The organism is Chryseobacterium aquifrigidense (genome assembly GCF_006716485.1).
Lineage (GTDB): Bacteria > Bacteroidota > Bacteroidia > Flavobacteriales > Weeksellaceae > Chryseobacterium > Chryseobacterium vietnamense.
Map to the genome: position 1 here is coordinate 1,801,312 of NZ_VFPD01000001.1, position 19,532 is coordinate 1,820,843.

Annotated in this window: 22 protein-coding genes; 9 read left to right on the forward strand and 13 right to left on the reverse strand. The window is 35.6% G+C overall.

Features of this window, described 5'->3' with window-relative positions; translation table 11 throughout:
- Positions 1-3: 3 nt before the first annotated feature.
- From FB551_RS08005 to FB551_RS08020, 4 genes are all read left to right on the forward strand, one after another.
- The gene (locus FB551_RS08005; protein WP_047429720.1) at positions 4-1,125 is read left to right on the forward strand and encodes a carboxylate-amine ligase; all 1,122 of its coding nucleotides are present in this window, start codon (positions 4-6) and stop codon (positions 1,123-1,125) included.
- 33 nt (positions 1,126-1,158) lie between these two features.
- Positions 1,159-1,992, forward strand: coding sequence for a type 1 glutamine amidotransferase (locus FB551_RS08010; RefSeq protein ID WP_142016599.1), 834 nt, complete (start codon positions 1,159-1,161; stop codon positions 1,990-1,992).
- Between the two features lie 221 nt (positions 1,993-2,213).
- Positions 2,214-3,392, forward strand: coding sequence for a hypothetical protein (locus FB551_RS08015; protein ID WP_142016602.1), 1,179 nt, complete (start codon positions 2,214-2,216; stop codon positions 3,390-3,392).
- A 24-nt stretch (positions 3,393-3,416) separates the two neighbouring features.
- Entirely contained in the window at positions 3,417-3,875 is a 459-nt protein-coding gene (locus FB551_RS08020) for a hypothetical protein (protein ID WP_047429711.1), read from the forward strand.
- A 232-nt stretch (positions 3,876-4,107) separates the two neighbouring features.
- On the opposite strand, the gene FB551_RS08025 is transcribed toward FB551_RS08020, so the two are convergent.
- Complete coding sequence (locus FB551_RS08025) at positions 4,108-4,527, reverse strand: N-acetylmuramoyl-L-alanine amidase (protein ID WP_167497830.1); 420 nt, start codon at positions 4,525-4,527, stop codon at positions 4,108-4,110.
- 230 nt (positions 4,528-4,757) lie between these two features.
- Positions 4,758-4,907: a bacteriocin-like protein gene (locus tag FB551_RS23225; protein WP_167497831.1), complete on the reverse strand. Its 150-nt coding sequence runs from the start codon at positions 4,905-4,907 to the stop codon at positions 4,758-4,760.
- A 271-nt stretch (positions 4,908-5,178) separates the two neighbouring features.
- On the opposite strand from FB551_RS23225, the gene FB551_RS08030 reads away from it, so the two are divergent.
- Positions 5,179-5,388 (forward strand): hypothetical protein, encoded by a 210-nt coding sequence (locus FB551_RS08030; RefSeq protein ID WP_142016607.1) that lies wholly within the window; start codon positions 5,179-5,181, stop codon positions 5,386-5,388.
- A gap of 271 nt (positions 5,389-5,659) precedes the next feature.
- Here the strand turns inward: FB551_RS08030 and cphA are convergent, their stop codons facing one another.
- Positions 5,660-8,290, reverse strand: coding sequence for a cyanophycin synthetase (cphA, locus tag FB551_RS08035; RefSeq protein WP_142016610.1), 2,631 nt, complete (start codon positions 8,288-8,290; stop codon positions 5,660-5,662).
- 201 nt (positions 8,291-8,491) lie between these two features.
- On the opposite strand from cphA, the gene FB551_RS08040 reads away from it, so the two are divergent.
- The 3 genes from FB551_RS08040 (at position 8,492) to FB551_RS08050 (ending at position 10,845) form a co-directional block, all read left to right on the forward strand.
- Complete coding sequence (locus FB551_RS08040) at positions 8,492-9,379, forward strand: cyanophycinase (protein WP_002979057.1); 888 nt, start codon at positions 8,492-8,494, stop codon at positions 9,377-9,379.
- Positions 9,380-9,666: 287 nt separating this feature from the next.
- Positions 9,667-10,509 carry an isoaspartyl peptidase/L-asparaginase gene (locus FB551_RS08045; RefSeq protein ID WP_142016613.1) on the forward strand — a complete coding sequence of 281 codons (843 nt, stop codon included), beginning with the start codon at positions 9,667-9,669 and terminating at the stop codon, positions 10,507-10,509.
- A 99-nt stretch (positions 10,510-10,608) separates the two neighbouring features.
- Positions 10,609-10,845: a YtxH domain-containing protein gene (locus FB551_RS08050; protein ID WP_034695510.1), complete on the forward strand. Its 237-nt coding sequence runs from the start codon at positions 10,609-10,611 to the stop codon at positions 10,843-10,845.
- Positions 10,846-10,942: 97 nt separating this feature from the next.
- On the opposite strand, the gene FB551_RS08055 is transcribed toward FB551_RS08050, so the two are convergent.
- The 8 genes from FB551_RS08055 to FB551_RS08090 all read right to left on the reverse strand — a co-directional run bounded on the left by FB551_RS08055 (position 10,943) and on the right by FB551_RS08090 (position 17,519).
- Entirely contained in the window at positions 10,943-11,734 is a 792-nt protein-coding gene (locus tag FB551_RS08055; RefSeq protein ID WP_142016616.1) for a class I SAM-dependent methyltransferase, read from the reverse strand.
- 60 nt (positions 11,735-11,794) lie between these two features.
- The gene (locus FB551_RS08060) at positions 11,795-12,331 is read right to left on the reverse strand and encodes a PH domain-containing protein (RefSeq protein ID WP_142018090.1); all 537 of its coding nucleotides are present in this window, start codon (positions 12,329-12,331) and stop codon (positions 11,795-11,797) included.
- Between the two features lie 63 nt (positions 12,332-12,394).
- A complete protein-coding gene (locus tag FB551_RS08065) occupies positions 12,395-13,042 on the reverse strand; it encodes a GNAT family N-acetyltransferase (protein WP_142016619.1) in 648 nt (215 codons plus the stop codon).
- Between the two features lie 16 nt (positions 13,043-13,058).
- Positions 13,059-13,907 carry a PH domain-containing protein gene (locus FB551_RS08070; protein ID WP_142016622.1) on the reverse strand — a complete coding sequence of 283 codons (849 nt, stop codon included), beginning with the start codon at positions 13,905-13,907 and terminating at the stop codon, positions 13,059-13,061.
- A gap of 11 nt (positions 13,908-13,918) precedes the next feature.
- On the reverse strand, positions 13,919-14,782 hold the full coding sequence (locus FB551_RS08075; protein WP_167497832.1) for an SHOCT domain-containing protein: 864 nt from the start codon (positions 14,780-14,782) through the stop codon (positions 13,919-13,921).
- Positions 14,783-14,973: 191 nt separating this feature from the next.
- Positions 14,974-16,599, reverse strand: a complete 1,626-nt coding sequence (hisS, locus tag FB551_RS08080) for a histidine--tRNA ligase (RefSeq protein WP_142016624.1) — start codon at positions 16,597-16,599, stop codon at positions 14,974-14,976.
- Between the two features lie 120 nt (positions 16,600-16,719).
- Positions 16,720-17,175 carry an HRDC domain-containing protein gene (locus tag FB551_RS08085; RefSeq protein ID WP_226798647.1) on the reverse strand — a complete coding sequence of 152 codons (456 nt, stop codon included), beginning with the start codon at positions 17,173-17,175 and terminating at the stop codon, positions 16,720-16,722.
- 11 nt (positions 17,176-17,186) lie between these two features.
- The gene (locus FB551_RS08090; RefSeq protein WP_047429680.1) at positions 17,187-17,519 is read right to left on the reverse strand and encodes a single-stranded DNA-binding protein; all 333 of its coding nucleotides are present in this window, start codon (positions 17,517-17,519) and stop codon (positions 17,187-17,189) included.
- A 349-nt stretch (positions 17,520-17,868) separates the two neighbouring features.
- On the opposite strand from FB551_RS08090, the gene FB551_RS08095 reads away from it, so the two are divergent.
- A complete protein-coding gene (locus tag FB551_RS08095; protein WP_142016627.1) occupies positions 17,869-18,231 on the forward strand; it encodes a helix-turn-helix domain-containing protein in 363 nt (120 codons plus the stop codon).
- 72 nt (positions 18,232-18,303) lie between these two features.
- On the opposite strand, the gene FB551_RS08100 is transcribed toward FB551_RS08095, so the two are convergent.
- Complete coding sequence (locus FB551_RS08100) at positions 18,304-19,089, reverse strand: GLPGLI family protein (protein ID WP_142016630.1); 786 nt, start codon at positions 19,087-19,089, stop codon at positions 18,304-18,306.
- A gap of 59 nt (positions 19,090-19,148) precedes the next feature.
- A complete protein-coding gene (locus tag FB551_RS08105; RefSeq protein ID WP_142016633.1) occupies positions 19,149-19,349 on the reverse strand; it encodes a hypothetical protein in 201 nt (66 codons plus the stop codon).
- Between the last annotated feature and the right edge of the window lie 183 nt (positions 19,350-19,532).

Below are 19,532 nucleotides of genomic sequence, written 5' to 3' on the forward strand. Positions count from 1 at the left end.
TAAATGCATCATCAGTTTACTATTGGAATTGAAGAAGAATATCAGATCATCGATGTGGAAAGCAGAGATCTGGTTTCTCACGTTTCAAAAATCATTGAAGGCGGCAAAGCGGTTTTAAGTGAAAATTTAAAGCATGAAATGCACGAATCCATGATTGAAATGGAAACAGGAATTTGTCAGAATATTCAGGAAGCCAGGGCAGAATTGACGAATTTGAGACGTCACCTCATCAATATCGCCCATGAGCAGGGACTGCGTGTTTCCGGAGGAGGTACTCACCCATTCTCTCATTGGTCTGAAAACAATATCACTCAGGGAGAAAGATACATTAAAATTGTTGATGATATGGGAGATGTAGCCCGTGAAAATCTTATTTTCGGACTGCATGTTCATATTGGAATTCCTAATCGTGAAGAAGGCGTAAGAATTCAGAATGTGATGAGATATTTTCTTCCTCACGTGTATGCTCTTTCTACCAATTCACCTTTCTGGATTGGAAGATATACAGGTTTTAAATCGTACAGGCAGGAAATCTTCGTAAAATTCCCAAGAACCGGTATTCCGAGTTACTTCAACTCTCTGGCAGAGTTCGACAGTTATGTAGATCTTCTGGTGAAAACAGGAACCATCGACAATGCCAAGAAAATCTGGTGGGATTTGCGGGTACATCCTTTTTATCCAACCATCGAATTCAGAATCTGTGATATGCCGCTAAGAATTGATGAAACGGTATGTCTTGCAGCCATTATGCAGTGCCTTGTTGCTAAAATTTATAAGCTTCACCAACAGAATCTAAGCTTCAGAAGTTACAGAAGACTGTTATTGAACGAAAATAAATGGCGTGCCTCCAAAAGTGGTATCGAAGCCCACCTCATCGATTTTGGAAAAGAAGAATCCGTTCCTTATCCTCATTTATTGAAAGAGCTTTTAGAATTTATTGATGATGTGGTAGACGATTTGGGATGCCGCCATGAAGTGGAATATGCCTGGAAAATTCTGGAATACGGTACCGGTGCAGACCGACAGCTTCAGATCTTTAAGGAAACAGGTGATCTGACGAAAGTCGTTGATTATATGATCTCTGAAACGGAATATGGCATAACCCATGGCGAACCTGCTTCATAATATTTTTGGTAACTTTACAAAAAATATGATGTAATGAAAGATATTCGAATTGCGCTGTTGGACATGAACAACAATCATGTGAATCAAGGTTTTAGAAACATTAAAGAAATTTCTGAATCTTTTCAGCAGAACTCTGAAGAAAATGTGGTGATCAAGACATTTGACGTAAGGTTTAAAGATGAAATGCCAGAGATTGGTGATTTTGATATTTTCATTTCTTCCGGCGGACCAGGAAACCCACATCGTGAAGGTTTTGCCTGGGAAGACCGATATGCTGATTTTTTAACCTCGGTTTTTGAGCATAATAAATACCATGAAGATAAAAAATATCTTTTCCTGATCTGCCATTCATTCCAGCTGGCAAGTATTCATTGGAATCTGGGTAATATATGTAAAAGAAAATCTTATTCCTTTGGCGTAATGCCTGTTCATAAAACAGATGAAGGTAAGGAGGAATTCCTGTTTAAAAATCTTCAGGATCCTTTTTATGCAGTAGATTCCAGAGCTTATCAGTTTATTGAACCGGATCATGACCGTTTTGAAGAATTGGGAATGACCATCATGGCCATTGAAAAATTCCGTCCTCACATCAATCTTGAGAGAGCGGTAATGGCAGTTCGTTTTTCAGAGGAAATATTCGGAACACAGTTTCACCCTGAAGCCAATCCTGAATCTTTGATAGAAAACCTGAAAGATGAAAAAAACAAAGAAGCCATGATCGAAAACTTCGGGATGGAAAAATATCTTGAAACGATAGACAGAATAGACGATGAAGATAAAATTATTCTGACCAGACATCAGATTCTTCCGAGATTTCTTCAGTTCGCAAAAAAAAACATTTTGAAAGAAGCTGAGACTTTGGTTTAGAAGGCTGGAAGCTGGAAGAAGGATGCTGAAAGTTATTATCGGTTAAGATTATTGATTATTGATTATTGATTATTGATTATTGATTATTGATTATTCTTTTATTTATAAACTAATAATTTAGATTCCAGAATTGAAAACTTCCCTCTTGCAGCTTCCAATAGTTTACTATAACAATCGGGCAGAAACGCTCGATTTTTTTACCATCACAAAAGAAAAAAAATATGATCCCAAAATACAGAAAACAGTACAACCAGGAGTTTTCGGATGAAAAATATAGTCAACTCAAAAATATATTGGCAGAAAAAGGAGGTACAGCACCCGCTTTCAGAGTTTCAGAAAGTCCGATTTTTTTGACCAAAGAATTTGAGAATAAGCTTCTCGATGCCAGCGAAAGTATTATCAGCCAGATCAAAGCAATGCCGGCAGAACTCCTTCAAAAGGCTATTCCTGATCACTGCAGAGTTCCCAATGATACCAGCCAGCCCCATTTTTTTACTATAGATTTTGGAGTCTGCAAAAGTGAAAACGGGACAATAGAACCTCAGCTTATCGAACTTCAGGCATTTCCTTCTTTGTATGCTTTTCAGAAAGTATATGAGGAAACGTATTGTGAAGTCTATCCTTTTCTTTCGGAGATCAGAAATCCTATGCCGCATGAAACCTTTAAAAACTACTTAAAAGAACTGATTGTAGGAGATGAAAATCCTGAAAATGTCATCCTTCTCGAAATTTTCCCGGAAAGACAGAAAACCGCTATTGATTTTGCTCTCACAGAAAAATTAATAGGTATCAAAACCGTATGCCTGACGAAAGTAAAGAAGGAAGGGCGAAAGCTGTATTATGAAAATAATGGTAAGCTAACCGAAATCAAGAGAATCTACAACCGTGTTATATTTGACGAGCTGGATAATATTCCAGATCTTAGTACAGAATTTGATTTCCGTGAGGAAGTGGATATCAAATGGATCACCCACCCGAATTGGTTCTTCAAAATCTCAAAATTCCTTTTACCTCTACTGAAGCATCAGTTTGTTCCAAAGAGTTATTTCCTGCATGAATTCCCTGAAAATGAAAATCTGGATGATTTTGTATTAAAGCCTTTATTTTCATTTGCGGGAAGTGGCGTTAATTTAAATCCTACGAAAGAAATTACAGAGGCTATTCAGGATAAGGAAAACTATATTCTGCAGAGAAAAGTCTACTATGAACCTATTTTTGAAGATATCAACGGAGATTTTTCAAAAGCAGAGATCCGTTTGTTGTATATTTGGCGGGAAAATGACGAACGCCCTATCCTACTGGAAAATCTCGGAAGAATGACAAAAGCCGCCATGGTTAATGTAGATTTCAATAAAAAAGATGCCATCTGGATTGGAAGTTCCAATGCTTTTTTCGGATAAAAAACTGATAAAAACTAATACTACATGGAAGAAAGATCAACACCTTTCGCAGAATTTGACAACAACCTTTTAACACGAAGAAGAAGCCTATTACCCACGTGGATTAAAGTTTTCTTGTGGATCTTTTTAATCGGAGGAGCGCTCGCTGCTATTTTTTTGATAGCAGGCTCTATGATGACTCATGTCTCTTTATCTTTATATGGGATGGATGCCAACCATCCTTATTCAATGACAGGACTTTTGATCTGTGTCTTGTTTTTATTTAAAGGGATCGTTGCCTATGGACTTTGGTTTGAGCAAAAATGGGCAGTACAGACCGCAATAGCTGATGCTGTTATAGGTATTGCTATTTGCCTCATTATGATGGCCATTATCCCGTTTGTATATCCAACAATCAGCTTTACGCTCAGATTAGAATTGATTCCTTTGTATTTTTATCTTAAAAAAATGCAGAACATAAAGAAATCCTGGGAAAACTTATAGAAACAAACCTCCGAAATTTCGGAGGTTTTATTTTTTATTCCTGAAGACCTCATCAATCATAAAAAATCCCCCAACAAAGGAGGATAAAAAAATTGACATGTACGCTGTGTTTTCACAAACATTGTAAATATACGGATATGGTGTAGGTGTACTCTACGGGAAACCGTAAGACGTGAGTATATTATTTGTATATTAGGTTTCCATAACGCTTTTTTAACGATCTTCCAGCACTTCAGATTATTAATAACCCAGTATACTCTTTCTTAGCATCAAAACTAGGGCAAGCCTTATGGACATTGGGAAAATCTCTATGTCCCTGAATTTTAGCTTTAGGAAATTTTGATTTTAATTCTCTTAACAGCTTGACAATAGATTTTTTTTGCTCTTCCGTTCTTGTATCTTTTGGATGGTTGCTTTTATCAATGCCTCCGATGTATGATATATTGATAATTTGAGAATTCCATCCTGCAACTCCATTGGATACCTGATCAATAGGCAAAGTGTTGACTATTTGTCCATTAGCTTTTATCATATAGTGATACCCGGGATTTTTCCATTTCAGGTTCTCTTTCCAATACCTTTTAATAGTCTCTATTTTAACGTCTGGCTGTGTTGCTGTACAATGTATAACGATGTAATTGATTGTTCTCATAGATTTCAGTTTAATTATTATTGAGCAAAATTAAACCTGTAACTCCCAAAATAGTGAAGGAAAAACACCCTATTTTAAATTGGCAGACAGGATGCCTGAAAACCAGGAAAAGCTGATAAAAACTCTTTAGAAACCAGTAGATCTCTGGAAGAAGCCTATAAAGTCTTGGCGAAGATGTTTACACTATGAAATACAAAAACAAAAAATCCCTCTTAGCGAGGGATCGTTTTTTATAAATCCGGACATGCCATCTCGTTGTCATGTGGAATACACACTTTTTCATTCCATGGCAAAGGACAATCATGCCAGCCTGGAGGACATCCTCCTTTTCCAGTGATACTTCTTAACTTCTCCTTAGAGATTTTCTTTAAATTTTTCATGATTTTGATTTAGTTAGGAGTCAAATATAAATATTATTCTCCAATTAGAGATTTAACATAAAAAAATAATCGTTACGGATTTCCGTAAACAAAAAACATTCAATAAAAGTATCTTAGAAAGATGAAAGAATTTATTAAAGACTGTCTTTTATTTCAAAGCCCGGACTTGCAAGTAAGGTTGATTGGATGTATTACCTGGACATGTGCAATCGGATGGGTCATTTTAGTGTATGAAATGTTTATTAAGTAGTATATTTGAACCATGGAAAACATGGAAGAAATAGAAGCTAAAATAATCGAGAAAATACGAGAAGACCATAAGAAAAATGGAGGGTGGAACGGTTCGGATATTAATGAACTGGATCAAATCATTAATTTACCCATCCTTGAAAGAAACAAATTATTCGATAAAATGGTAGCTGAGAAAAAGATCGCTTATCTTAAACCTCTAAATACTACCCGAATTACGCTGCCAAAATAAAGCCGTTACAGTACACAAGGATATTTTGTACTGTACCAAAACAAAAACCTCCCCATAAGGGAAGGCATTAAAAAAACTTCTTGTACTTTTAGTTTATTCAAACTGCGTAAATATAAGTAGAGAATGTATTGGCAACCCTACGGGAAACCGTAATATTGAAGTTAAATTGTTGGCCTCCTTTGAAATAGACAGCGCCAGCACAATAGATACAAAAATTGCAATACGTTTTCTATTCCGTATTGCAATTTTAATAAGTTCTATAAAGATGTATTTACAGGTTTTTATCGTCTTCCAGTAATTCCTTGGCCTGGTATTCCTGAACCAGATCAATGGCATTGGAAATAACATCACTTAAAGCCGTGATAAAAGTTCCTTCTTCTGCCATTCCTATCGCATGTTTCAATGCTTCAATTTCTTTAGGAATAATCTCATAACTAACGTCTCTGCCTGTAGAATTAATCCCATCAATGATCAATCCGTTGATTTCATCTTCCGTTCTTCCGCGAAGGTGTTTTTCATTTCGGATGATAATATAATCAAACATTCTTCCGGCAATCTTTCCGCACTCTCTGATATCGTTGTCTCTTCGGTCTCCAACACCAGAAATAATACCGATTTTCTTGGTGGATTCTACGTTTTTCAGATAATCTTCAATGGCTTCATATCCTGAAGGATTATGGGCAAAGTCAATCAGTACCTTAAAGTTTTTGAATTTAAAGACGTTCAGTCGTCCCGGTGTCAGCTGAGCACTAGGAATAAAAGTTCTCAAAGAATTGGAAATATCCTCAATTCCGAATCCGTAAAGGTAACTTGCCAAACTGGCTGCCAATACGTTTTCAATCATAAATCTGGCCTTTCCTTCCATCGTAATCGGGAAGTCTTTGGCTTTTCCTATTCTGATCTTCCAGTCTCCTTTTTTGATGGTTACAAAACCTTCTTCATAAACACAGGTTATTTTTCCTTCTTTAGCAAATTTTACGATATGAGGATTGTTTTCATCCATACTGAAAATTGCTACATTAGAATCGAGGTCATTCACAATCTTCATGGAGTATTCATTGTCGGCATTCAAAACACTCCAGCCGCTCTTTTTCACGCTATCCAGTACCACACGCTTTACTTTGGTAAGATCTTTCAGACTGTGAATATCATTCATTCCCAAATGATCCTCTTCAATATTGGTGAGAACCCCGATATCGCATTGAGAAAAACCGAGTCCGGAACGTAAAATTCCTCCTCTTGCTGTTTCCAGCACTGCAAATTCTACAGTAGGGTCTTTCAGAATAAATTCTGCAGAAAGCGGTCCTGTAGTATCTCCTTTTGAGAGCATGGTATTTTGAATATAAATTCCGTCCGAAGTGGTAAATCCTACTCTGTAACCGTTACTTTTTACAATATGAGAAATAAGTCTTGTTGTGGTGGTTTTTCCATTGGTTCCTGTTACCGCAATGATTGGAATGGTAAAAGGTTTCCCCTGAGGATACAGCATATCAACTACCGGAGCAGCCACGTTTCTTGGTAAGCCTTCACTTGGAGCAAGATGCATTCTGAATCCAGGTGCTGCATTGACTTCAATAATGGCACCACCACTTTCTTTTAAAGGCTGGGTAAGGTTCTCTGCCATCACATCAATACCGCAAACATCCAATCCGATAATTTTAGAAATTCTTTCTGCCATTGTGATATTTTCCGGATGTACCATATCAGTGACATCAATGGATGTTCCTCCCGTTGAAAGATTGGCCGTTGATTTAAGATAAACCACTTCTCCCCTTTGAGGAATTGTTTCCAAAGTATATTGAAGTTTATCAAGTAATTCTACAGTGTCTTTATCAACTTCAATTTCGGTAAGAACATTTTCATGGCCATAACCTCTTCTTGGATCTTTGTTTTCTTTTTCAATAAGCTGTTGCAGGTTCAGCTCTCCATCTCCTATAACATGAGCCGGAACTCTCCTTGCAGCAGCCACCATTTTATTATTGATCACCAGTACACGGAAATCATATCCTGTGATATATTTCTCAACAATTACTTTTCTTGAATATTTCTGAGCATGTTCAAGACCTACCTTAGCAGCATCCCAGTCGTTGACGTTAATGGAAGATCCTTTTCCATGGTTTCCATCCAACGGTTTGATTACAATAGGATACCCTATTTTTCTGATTACAGCGTTCAACCCTTCTTCATCCACTACCAGATCTCCAATGGGCACCGGAATCGCTGCATCGTGAAGCATTCTTTTGGTCAGCTCTTTATTACAGGCAATATCTACAGCAATAGAACTTGTTTTTCCGGTAATCGTAGCCTGAAATCTTTGTTGGTTCACTCCATAACCAAGCTGAACCAATGAGTTTGTTCCCAGTCTTATCCATGGAATTCTTCTGGACGCAGCTTCTTCTACAATACTTCCGGTAGAAGGTCCAAGACGAACACGCTCCCTGATTTCTTTTAACCTATGAATACACGCATTCAAATCATAGTCTTTGCTTTCAACCAGTGCTTCTGCAATTTTTACAGCTTCTTCTGCAGCAAAGATTCCTGCATTTTCTTCGATATAATTAAATACGACATTATATACTCCTGGAGTTTTTGTTTCACGGGTTCTTCCAAACCCTACATCCATTCCTGCCAGAGTCTGTATTTCCAAAGCAATATGCTCAATGACGTGTCCCATCCAGGTTCCCGTTTCCACTCTATGGAAAAAACCTCCCTCTACTCCTTCTGAGCATCGGTGTGTAATCAATGATGGGATTAATTTTTCAATCCTTTCCCGGAATCCTTCGATCTTATTGGTAGGATAATTCTCCATTTCTTCTAAGTCCAACCTCATCTGTATCAGCTTCTTTCTTCTGATGCTCCAGATGTTAGGACCTCTTAGTGCCTGAATCTTTTCGATTTTCATAGTCTATTGGCATTTTAACAGTTAACAATAACTCCTTTCATAGCCAAAGATAATGCAAAACCCTAAACGAAACTATACCACATTTAAAGATTCATTAAAAAAAAATTAATTTTAATTAACATTTCTAAAACATTAAAAATCAACTAAAGATGGCATGAAATTAGCCAAAGAATGTGAATTATTTTTTAATTTTGTACAATGATGAAACCTGTTGGAAAATTAATAGTTATCGGAGGTGCTGTAAACAAAGGAAGTTTTGCTGAAACCGATTATGATCAGAATATAGAAAAGAATCTTAATTTTTTTGAGCGTGGGATCTTAAGAAAGATTATCAACGAATCAAAACTTAAAGAGAACTCTGTGATTGAAATCGTCACAACCGCTTCTCAAATTCCTCAGATCGTAGGTTCTGAATACAAAAAAGCATTTGAATTTCTTGGGGCTAAAAATGTAAATGTTCTGGACATCCACAACCGTGAGGAGGCCAATTCTGATGCGATGGTGGCAAGAGCAAATGCTGCCGATGTCATGATGTTCACCGGAGGAGATCAGCTGAGACTGACCTCTATTCTTGGCGGAACAAGATTTCATGATACGGTTCTGTTAAAATATCAGGAGCAGGATTTTATCTATTCCGGAACTTCTGCAGGTGCCGCCGCAGCTTCTGAAAATATGATCTATCAGGGAAGCAGTTCTGAAGCCTTATTGAAAGGAGAAATCAAAACCACTCAGGGATTGGGGTTAATCGATAATGTTATTATTGATACTCACTTTGTACAGCGGGGAAGAATCGGGCGTCTTTTCCAGGCGGTAGTCAACAATCCAAGAACGCTGGGAATCGGTCTCGGAGAAGATACAGGGCTTTTCATTCATAATGACGTGATGACTGCCGTAGGTTCAGGTCTTGTAATACTGGTAGACGGAAGGTTTATCAAAGACACTAATCTTACGAATATCAATCTTGGAGAGCCAATCTCTATTGATAACTTAACGGTACATGTGATGTCTATGAATGATCATTATGATCTTACGACAAAAACATTAACGATCGAAAATTCTCAATTTAATCCGATACCACAGGATAAATAGTGCGGGATGCGGGGTTTTGGGGTTCGAGATATATAAATAACAGAGATTCGTTTTGTAAAAGAAAATAATCCCAGAACTCGTATCAATACGGGGTTCGGGAGTCGAGGTATGTAATTAACCACGATCTCTTTTTCAAAGGCAATAAACCCGAAATCACAGATCCCGGAACTCGGAACTCGTATTAACTCAGTATTTAAATAAAATGCTTATCTTTCTTCATTAATGCCCGGTTGTATTATTGATTTAAATAAATACGGAACTCCGGAACACGAAACCTATATCTACCTATGAAAGTAATTATCCACGGAGGTTTTTTCTCTGAAAGCGATCAAAGCCACGAAGTAAAAACAGCAAAGCAGAATTCTTTAAAAGCAATTGCTCAGAAGGCATTCGACTATCTTAAAACACATTCGGCTTTTGATACTGTTGCCTATGCTGTTTCTTTACTGGAAAACGATCCGTTATACAACGCAGGAATCGGTTCTCAGATCCAGAGTGATGGTGTGATCCGTATGAGTGCTGCCATTATGAACGGAAACACTCAAAAGCTAAGTGGTGTAATTAATATTGAAAATGTGCAGAACCCTATTTTTGTTGCTAAAGACCTCATCAATGAAGATGACAGAGTTTTAGGAGGAAATGGCGCTAAAATATATGCTACAGAAAATGGTTTTGAAAATTTTTCTACGGAAATTCCTCAGAGAAGAAAAGAATACGAAGCCAAATTGGCCAATGGAGGGAAAGGAACTGTAGGCTGCGTAGCCATTGATCATGAAGGAAAACTGGCTGTTGCCACCTCTACCGGAGGAAAGGGTTTTGAAATTCCAGGGAGGATTTCAGATTCCGCGACGGTGGCTGGAAATTATGCCAATGCTTTCTGTGCGGTAAGCTGTACGGGTGTAGGTGAAGATATTGTCAGTAATGCTACTGCAGCAAAAATTGTAACGAGAGTTACAGATGGAATGAGCCTTGAACAGGCTTTCAGTAAGACATTTGATGAACTTGCAGTCATAGATGGGTTTGCTGGTGCCATCGCTATTGATAAAGATGGAAATATCTATCATCAGGATTCGTATCCTACTATGGTTTTCGCCAGTTTTGATGGTGAAAAACTTGAAGTGTTTTCCTAAATTTAACATTTTTTTATAAGTCCATTTATTTTTTTGGCACGTATTTTACATTATTCATAACAACAAATTTTAATATTAATACTTAAAAAAATAGAAATCATGGGAAACAAGACAAAAGGTTTATTAGCTTTACTAGGATTAGGTGCATTAGCTTATTGGAAATATAAGAATTCAAGCCCTGAAGATCAACAAGCTGTAAAAGATAAAATCAATACCGCAAAGGACAATCTTAATAAGTGGGGAAATGACCTTAAAAGCAAAGCCAATGATGTTGCTTCCCAGGTCCAGAATAAGGTAGACGAAGTAAAAACAAAAGCTGAGGACTCCCTGAGCTAACCAACACAGAGCAGTTTTTTTAACATTCATATATAGGAAAAAAGTCATCGTAATCAATCTTACGATGACTTTTTATTTTAATACGACCCTTAATTTTTTATTTTTTCTGTGCTATAAGCGCATAGACAAGAGGTATTTTATTTCCAAACTGTGGAATTCTCCATTTTCCGGTCTCAAATTCTTCTACATGCCTGAAACACGGATAAGGTGACCAATCAAACTCCCGGAACGTATTCAGCTGTAAATCTTTTTTAATCAAATTATCAAGAACTTCCGCTAAGGAGTGATTCCACATGACATATTCCTGTACGATAGATGCAGACTGATCTGCATAGGTCCCTTCGTAGGTTTCTACAATAGGTTTTTCATTGAAATAGTTATACGCTACCTTCGTAAAATCATCATCAAACATCCAGACAACAGGGTGAAATTCTGCCATAATAAATTGCCCTTCTGGTTTTAGAAAATGATTGATAATATCTGCCCATTTTTCAAGGTCAGGAAGCCATCCTATTGTACCATAGCTTGTATACACGATATCAAATTCCTGATCCAGAATATTTGGCAGATTATACACATCTGAACAGATAAATTCCGTATCTGTATTACACTGCTGTGCAAGCCCTCTCGCAGTATCAATCGCTTTGTCAGAAAGGTCTATTCCTGTAACCTTAGCTCCCATTCTTGACAAGGAGATAGAATCCTGGCCGAAATGGCACTGCAAATGCAGAATGGCTTTCCCTTTTATTTCTCCAAGAAGATCTAATTCTATTGAGTTCAGGGAAGTTCTGCCATTTACAAATTCATCTACAAAATAAAAATCCGATTTCAGATGAGGTTCTACTTTGGCATTCCATGATTTTTTATTAATTTCTAAATAGTTTTCCATTGTTTTAGTTTAAAAGTGTTAGTTATACCCGTAAAGTACTGTGTTAACAGTATACAACGGTTATAATTTCTCTATCAATTTTTTCTTTTGCTCAAGAAACTCCTCATCACTTAAAACCCCCGTTTCTTTTAATCTTCCCAACTGCTCCAGCTGATCTAACACACTTGGTTCAGGCTTACTCTGGAAATGTGTTTCCGGACGGGACATGAATTCTCTTACTTTTTCGCAGAACAGTTCAGCATGATACTTTCCTGCTCCATCAATTTCTACAACGTCATCTGTAACCTGAATATCTATGGAAGCCAGTAAAAATGCTGTTTCATATTGTATGGAGCTTATCTTACTGTAAGAAAAGTCTTCTACTTTCAATCCATACATGAATTCCTTATCCACAAAAATCAGTCTTCTGTCGGTGGCAACTAAAATAATATGATGGTTGTTTAATTTGTTTCGGCCCTCTACGAGAGAGACAATTTTTTCATCTGCTGAAAGGATATCCGGCAATTCATGAATTTCTTTTCGGGCAAATATGGTAGGGCTGATATCCAGCTTTTTAAGTTCTTCTCTTATTTCGTCAAGTCTTGATTTTTCACTCATAGCATTAGTTTATGGGGCTAAATTACTGTTTATTAGTAATAATTTTTAATTCAATAAAAATATCTAATCTTCTGATGGTATCACAATGGAAGTATGCAGACAGTATAGTTTCCAGCCCAAGGTTTCATACAGTAGTTTTCCTTCTTCCGTGGCTACTAAAAGATTATTTGAAAATCCTTTGGACAAAGCGATCGTCTCCAGTTCTTTCAGTAAAAAACGGGCAAGCCCTTTCCTTTGATGATTTTTCTCGGTAATAATCCTGTCATAAATAGCACAATCATCTATAAGAGAGACGCGGCCTATTGAAGCCTGCTCACCATTTTCTGCTACAATTCTGACCACAAAGGTGGTGTTATATTCAGAAAATTCAAGGTGATATCCTTCTGCAAGACTGGTTTCCGGAAATTGCATCGGATGAAAACAGGTCATCAAATATCCCTGTGACTGCAGTTCCCATCTTTCAGGAATTTTTTCTATAAATTCATCAGGAGAAGTGGATACTTTCAGGTAAATCCAGGGCTCATCAATTGAATTGGCAAGTTGGAAAAAATCATCATTAAGCTCAGGAAACACAAAACGTTCTTTTTGTTTTTCATCTCCTACGTTCACATAGAATCCGGATTTATGGGGAACAGGAAAAGGTGTTTCTCTTGAAAGGCACCATCCTTTAAGCCAGCTCTCTACTATTTTTGAAGATACTTTATTCTTCATGATTGGGTTAAATATTTTATTTTAGTTGCTCCAGCAGTTTCTTTTTTTGCTCTGCAAATTCTGCATCGGTTAAGATTCCACTTTCTCTCAGTTTTCCTAATTTTTCAAGCTGATTAAAAATTTCTTCTGATGAAACTGAAACACTTTTGTTTGCTGAAGTAATTTGTTTTAAAGATTGTTCCTGTGGATTATTATAAATGTTTTTTATTGTATCATAGAACTTCTCGGCATCTTCCTTATCCATGTAGCATTCAAACTCAACTGTTCTTTCTTCCAGATGCAGCTGAATGATGGGAGATCTCGGATGGGTAACAAAGCTCAGCAGCTTTATGGTTTCATTAGGGTAAATATTGATTTTTGCTGCACCAAACATGCCTTTTGATACAGAAATCAACCTCAATGGTGTTGCTACCAATACTCCGGCATCCAGTGTGTTGACAAACTGAGCATCTGTAATCGCGATAATCTGTTCATCTTCTGAAATCAGATACGGAAGTTCTTTGATTTCTCCTTTGGTAAAGACCGAGAGATTGGCATGAAGCCTTTCCAGCTCATTCTTTATTTTTTGGTGTCTTCGCCTATATACCTCTTTTGAGATTTGATGACAACCGGAATCTATGGCTGCAGGAAGGGTCTTTTCTACCATCATCACTGCCTGAGCTGCTTCAGTATTTTCTTTACTCAGCATTTTATGGATATCATTAATGCTGAATGCATTAAGATTGTAAAGCAACTCATCATTGATATCGCTTACTTTATTTAAACATTTATTGCATAAAATAGTACCGTCTGAAAGCTTATTGGCTCCCAAAAGTGTGTCCATAGATGTTAATTCTGTATTGCACAATGCACAATTATCGCTCATTCCTTTTTCTTTTATAATTTATCAAGCAGTTTTTTCTTTTGTTCTGCAAATTCCTCCTCAGTTAGAACTCCAATCTCTCTCAGTTTTCCCAATTTTTCCAGCTGCTCAAAAATTGCACCTGAATCAACCTGATCCGTAGAATAGACATTTTCCTGCACCAGATCAGGAATTGTTTGAGTAAATGCCTGAAATGGACTCGAATTTTGCATGAATTCGTTTTCAGTATAATTGGTGCCTCTGCTTTGAACACTGGAAAATGCACGTCCGTCATTTTTATTATGCAGCTTAAACTGCGCTGAACCTCGGTAAGTATTGATTTTAAGTATGGAGTACAAAAGGGTTTCATCAAGATCAATGGAAGAGACAGCCTGAATGAGGAATTCATTTTTTACAACTCCACCCAGAAATTTTTTATCAATAAAAGCAATTCTTTTCTGGGTTGAAAATATGATTCCTTCTCTGTTACTTTGAAGATCTATTCCTTCTGCAATGGCCAGCAGTTTTTCATCTCTATCCAGAACATTAGCCAGTTCATTCACTTCTTCATTAGCCAGAACACTCAATCTTGCGTTCAATGCAACGATCTGATCTTTTATTTCATCCAGTCTTGTGGGGGCATCATATTCGTAGCGGCTGTTAGCCATAGATTGAGATCCTCCCGGATTCTGGCTGGCATCAATTTTACTTTTCAAAATCATTCCTGTAATTTCTGCAAAATAAAACTGATCAAGATTATTAATGAGATCTCTGTTGATCGTAATGGCTTTAGTAAAACAGGCTGCGCACAAATAACCACCGTCAGCAAGTTTATTTTTACCTACGGACATATCTGTAGCCGTCAGCGGTGTACCGCACAATGCGCAAATAGTATTCATTTGGTTTTTATGTTTAAAAGTTTTTTGTAGATACAGGGACATCCATTGACCCTGTTTTATAATATCGGATCCAAATTACAAATTCTGAACCGATTGTAAAGGTTAAAAATATTTAAATCTTAGCACCCATCAAACAAAACAACCACAAAATTACTTTTGTGGTTGTTTTGTTTTTTTAAATATCTATGATGTTATTCTCCTAAAAACTCTTCTAAAGAAACCGTTTTCTGCTCTCCTGCTTCAAGGTTTTTAAAAGTAACTGTATTATTTTTAATTTCTTCTTCCCCCAGGAAAACAAGGTTCTTTATGCCTTTCTTTTCAGCATAGGTAAACTGCTTGTTGATCTTTGCATTCTCAGGATATAATTCTGCTGAAATTCCTTTGGTTCTCAGCTTCATGATCAGTTTCAATGCTTCTGTAATTCCTTCACCTCCAAAGTTAGCAAACAGATATTCTATTTTGGCTGATGCTTCTTCAGGGAACAGGTTAAGTTCTTCCATCACAAGATAAATTCTGTCTAATCCGAATGAGATTCCTATTCCAGGAATGTTTTTAACGCCAAAGACTTCAGTAAGGTTATCATATCTTCCACCACCTCCGATGGATCCCATTGCAACTTCATCTGCTTTCACTTCGAAAATAGCTCCGGTATAATAATCCAGTCCTCTTGCCAAAGTAATATTGAATACCAGATTTTGAATATCAACACCAAGGTTCAAAGATTGTGTAAGAACAAATTCCAGCTCTTCTACTCCTTTCAAACCAATTTCGTTTCCTGCAAATTTTTCTTTCAGCTGAAGAAGATTTTCCAACGCATCATCTGACTGACTGAACAAGAAATCCAGCTTATCAATAGATTCCTGAGAAATTTCTCTTTCCAATAATTCTTTTACAACTCCGTCTTTACCAATTTTATCCAGTTTGTCCAGTGCTACAGTGAAATCAATCAGCTTATCTGTAATTCCTGCATATTCTGCCAATCCGGATAGAATCTTTCTGTTGTTCATATGAATGGTTACCGGAACTTTCAGATTTGCAAAAGATTTAAGATACAACTGAACCAGCTCTACTTCCTGTAGTAAACTTTCACTTCCTACTACATCGGCATCGCACTGATAAAATTCTCTGTATCTTCCTTTCTGAGGTCTGTCTGCCCTCCAAACCGGCTGAATCTGATAACGTTTGAACGGAAACGTCAGTTTACCATGGTTCATTGCTACGAATCTTGCAAAAGGTACGGTAAGGTCATAGCGAAGAGCTTTATCTGAAATTTCTTTTGTTAATTGTTTTGAATTAATTTCTTTTATCAGATTTTGGAAATATAAATTTTCAATTTTATGTCTTAATGAACCTTCGAGAAATAAATTTTTATTATTATTATTTTGAATTAAATATTCACTATATCCTTTTATTTCATTATTTAGATCAAATTTTTCTATAATACTAGAAAACTCATTGTTAAACGTAATTCCAAGTAAATCTTTGTATTTAAGAAAATCAAAACGATCGTTGTTACTAGAGAAATGTTCAATAGAATCTATTAATCTATCAATCTGTGCCTCTAATGTACTTTTTTTTAACCAGCTTTCTTTCAAAGAATTCATATATTCTCCAGATTCTAAAATTTTAAAAATCAAGCGGTCACCTTCTTCTCCGTATTTTCCTGTCAACGTAGAAAGATTTTCGAAACTTGGTGTTTCCAATGGCTGAAACCCGAATAATTCAAAATTATTCTGTAAAATACTGATGATATATTTTCTTCTGGAAACTTCCTGTGCCGTAAAATCTCTCGTCCCTTTTGCTAAACTTGGCTTCATTTGTTGTATGTCATTTTGATAAATGCAAAAGTAAGGAATTGAAAGGAATTTTACATAGTATAAAAAGCTGAAGAAAGTCTTTCCTCAGCTTTTCTTGTTGCAGCATCAATTATTCAGAAATCATACGCTTTCAAGGATTTCAAGAATCTCTTCACCATAATTTTCAATCTTATGTTTTCCAAATCCCTTGATTTCCAGCAATTCTTCTTTCTTAGCAGGTTTATACTTAGCCACAGATATCAGTTCTTTATTGCTGGCGATGAAATAAGTGGGCAGATCCTGTTCTCTGGCTTTTTCTGATCTCCAGAGTTTCAGCGCGTCCAGAATTTTTTCTTCATCTGTATTCAAAAGATCATTTTCTGCAGAATATTTTACTGCCTTTGGTTCTTTTACTGTACTTTTTGTAAGCTTTAATTCTTCAAAATACAATATAACAGACCAATAACGTTCCTCATTCACAAAAGCTGTTTCTACTTTCATAATCTCATTGGCTTCAAGGAAATCATCCAGCATTTTCTGATCTCTGTAGAGAAATTCTTCCGGAAGTCTGATTTTAAAAACTTTTACTTTCATCATTTGTGTTTTTATTATTTACCTCCTAATAAAAGAATCTCGTCTACACGAATTTCTGTGATATACCGTTTTACCCCATCTTTATCATCATATGATCTGTAGGTGATTTTTCCTTCTATGGCAATTTCCTTTCCTTTAGAGACATACTTTTCAAAGATTTCTGCTGTTTTCCCGAAGGCGATCAGGTTGTGCCATTGTGTTTCTTCTACCTTTTCTCCTTTAGCATTCGTGTAGTGATCACTGGTGGCTAAGGATACACTTGCTTTTACATTTCCATTGTCGAAGTTTACCATTTCAACTTCTTTACCTGTGTAACCAATTAATGTTACTTTGTTTCTTAGTGACATAACTTTTAGATTTTAAAGATTAATAAATTCAGATAAGAGACGTTCACTGTTTTTCTCAAATCTCTGTTGCAAAGATTGCGATGTTCCGATACCACAGTCGGTTATAAACTATTTAAATCCGTTTGTAGTCGTTTGAAAACGAATAATAAAATAAACAGAATTCTGTAGAAAACAATATTTATAAAGCTTTAAAAGCATTAATCATCATTTTTAAAGTAAAAATTACATGATGGAAACCCCATATCCTAAAATATTTTCTCTTTCTAAAAACATTGAAAAATAGATGTATTACAAGGTTTTTTTTCTCTTTAATTTAATTTTTTTTTGCAAATTTGTAAAAATGTCTGATATGCAAAAAGAAAAACTCCGTACAGTAAGAAAGATGAAAGGCTTCACTCAACAGCAAATGGCTGAAGTGATTCCTACTGACGTCTCCAATTATAGCAGAAAAGAAAGCGGTGCTGTATCTATAACACAGGCAGAATGGAACAAGCTTGCCCAGTATTTAGAGGTTCCTGTTGAAGAAATCTACGAAGAAGAGGAAGCTAAAATTGTTATTGAAAATCCTGTTTTTAATGATAATACCGGAGTCAATGTAGGTAACAATAATGCTACAGCAAATATCAGCAATGAATTAAGCATAGAAATTATAAAAACGATGCAGGAATATATTGGTTTGCTTAAAGAAGAAATCGAAAGGCTTAAAAAATAGAAAGCATCAAAAAAATTGACAGATTAAAATTAAATTCTTTTAATAAAAAAAACATCTCTGAGAGATGTTTTTTTAGTATATGCTTAATTCGATGGGATTGTAATTTTTTGCTCTATTTCCTGCTTTTTTAAGGAGAGAACGACGCTCTTCAGGATCTTCAATGAATTTATTATAAAGAGTAGGATCAGTTAATTCTTTTCGTTGGTAGTCAAATATTTTTTCTTTCTTCACTGGCTTAGCATTAGAATGCAAATTAGCAGAACTACAATAATATTTCCTTTTTCTGAAATTATACATCGTAAAATGGTAATCATCATTATCATCAAATACCTCAAGAATTAAACCGGGTAATTTACTAAACTTATATGGACCAAAAGGAAAGGGTATTTCTTTGGTAAAATATGCAATCCAGGTTCTCCCATATTTTTTTGTTATAGCTTTTTGGCATTTATATTTCCCAATTGTTTTAAATTCATTTATAAGTTGCCAATTGATATTATTTGTTTCTTCATATTTAAAGTATTCATTGGAAGTTTTAAAAGTTATATAAATCTTTCCCGTTGTTGTTCCTATATTTTCTGGAAATTCCGAAGTGTATTTCATTTGTTCTTCAATCGGACTGTTTTCATGAAGCTTTTTTTCAAAACGAAGGGAATCTCCGACATATTGATTCATATTTTTATAATAAGATTCTTTCTCGTTCATCAAAAGAGCAAATGCCGCATCCTGAGTAATAGCATTTTTGGTTTGACTTTTATAAACTAATTTATAATCAGCTTCATATACAACATTAAATCCTCCCTGAGATTTAACAATAATTATAAATAAAGAGAAAAGTAGGCTGTAGTAAATTTTCATAGCTTAAATATTCAAGCAAAGCATTATTGATACTTTGCTTGAAGTATGAGTTAAAGTTATTAATGAATATAAAGAGTTATTCCTTTGGGTCTAGTACCACATTCATTGTAATTAACAAATTCTAAAAAACTTGTTATCTGCTCCATTGTATATCCTTCTGTTTGCGTTACATTTACAACACTTCCACAAGAGGTTCTGAAAGAGAATGCGCTAACTACACCAGCTAGCAAAATAGCACCTAATAAAATTGTTTTTTTCATAATTTGTTTTTTTTAATGATTAATAATAAATTTAAATAATCATTTTAAAAATATAAAATAAATCAAAAGCAATGTGAATTATTTTATTATGTTAAATAATTGAAAAACAACATTTTAAATAGAAAAATTGTGTATATGTTAAATAATTACAGCTTTAAATAATGTCTGTAAAATATAATTTTC

Excerpts from the sequence above, each read along its gene's own strand:
- FB551_RS08005 (WP_047429720.1), top strand. The coding sequence starts at position 4 with ATGCATCATCAGTTTACTATTGGAATTGAAGAAGAATATCAGATCATC.
- FB551_RS08010 (WP_142016599.1), top strand. The coding sequence starts at position 1,159 with ATGAAAGATATTCGAATTGCGCTGTTGGACATGAACAACAATCATGTG.
- FB551_RS08015 (WP_142016602.1), top strand. The coding sequence starts at position 2,214 with ATGATCCCAAAATACAGAAAACAGTACAACCAGGAGTTTTCGGATGAA.
- FB551_RS08020 (WP_047429711.1), top strand. The coding sequence starts at position 3,417 with ATGGAAGAAAGATCAACACCTTTCGCAGAATTTGACAACAACCTTTTA.
- FB551_RS08025 (WP_167497830.1), bottom strand. The coding sequence starts at position 4,527 with ATGAGAACAATCAATTACATCGTTATACATTGTACAGCAACACAGCCA.
- FB551_RS23225 (WP_167497831.1), bottom strand. The coding sequence starts at position 4,907 with ATGAAAAATTTAAAGAAAATCTCTAAGGAGAAGTTAAGAAGTATCACT.
- FB551_RS08030 (WP_142016607.1), top strand. The coding sequence starts at position 5,179 with ATGGAAGAAATAGAAGCTAAAATAATCGAGAAAATACGAGAAGACCAT.
- cphA (WP_142016610.1), bottom strand. The coding sequence starts at position 8,290 with ATGAAAATCGAAAAGATTCAGGCACTAAGAGGTCCTAACATCTGGAGC.
- FB551_RS08040 (WP_002979057.1), top strand. The coding sequence starts at position 8,492 with ATGAAACCTGTTGGAAAATTAATAGTTATCGGAGGTGCTGTAAACAAA.
- FB551_RS08045 (WP_142016613.1), top strand. The coding sequence starts at position 9,667 with ATGAAAGTAATTATCCACGGAGGTTTTTTCTCTGAAAGCGATCAAAGC.
- FB551_RS08050 (WP_034695510.1), top strand. The coding sequence starts at position 10,609 with ATGGGAAACAAGACAAAAGGTTTATTAGCTTTACTAGGATTAGGTGCA.
- FB551_RS08055 (WP_142016616.1), bottom strand. The coding sequence starts at position 11,734 with ATGGAAAACTATTTAGAAATTAATAAAAAATCATGGAATGCCAAAGTA.
- FB551_RS08060 (WP_142018090.1), bottom strand. The coding sequence starts at position 12,331 with ATGAGTGAAAAATCAAGACTTGACGAAATAAGAGAAGAACTTAAAAAG.
- FB551_RS08065 (WP_142016619.1), bottom strand. The coding sequence starts at position 13,042 with ATGAAGAATAAAGTATCTTCAAAAATAGTAGAGAGCTGGCTTAAAGGA.
- FB551_RS08070 (WP_142016622.1), bottom strand. The coding sequence starts at position 13,907 with ATGAGCGATAATTGTGCATTGTGCAATACAGAATTAACATCTATGGAC.
- FB551_RS08075 (WP_167497832.1), bottom strand. The coding sequence starts at position 14,782 with ATGAATACTATTTGCGCATTGTGCGGTACACCGCTGACGGCTACAGAT.
- hisS (WP_142016624.1), bottom strand. The coding sequence starts at position 16,599 with ATGAAGCCAAGTTTAGCAAAAGGGACGAGAGATTTTACGGCACAGGAA.
- FB551_RS08085 (WP_226798647.1), bottom strand. The coding sequence starts at position 17,175 with ATGATGAAAGTAAAAGTTTTTAAAATCAGACTTCCGGAAGAATTTCTC.
- FB551_RS08090 (WP_047429680.1), bottom strand. The coding sequence starts at position 17,519 with ATGTCACTAAGAAACAAAGTAACATTAATTGGTTACACAGGTAAAGAA.
- FB551_RS08095 (WP_142016627.1), top strand. The coding sequence starts at position 17,869 with ATGCAAAAAGAAAAACTCCGTACAGTAAGAAAGATGAAAGGCTTCACT.
- FB551_RS08100 (WP_142016630.1), bottom strand. The coding sequence starts at position 19,089 with ATGAAAATTTACTACAGCCTACTTTTCTCTTTATTTATAATTATTGTT.
- FB551_RS08105 (WP_142016633.1), bottom strand. The coding sequence starts at position 19,349 with ATGAAAAAAACAATTTTATTAGGTGCTATTTTGCTAGCTGGTGTAGTT.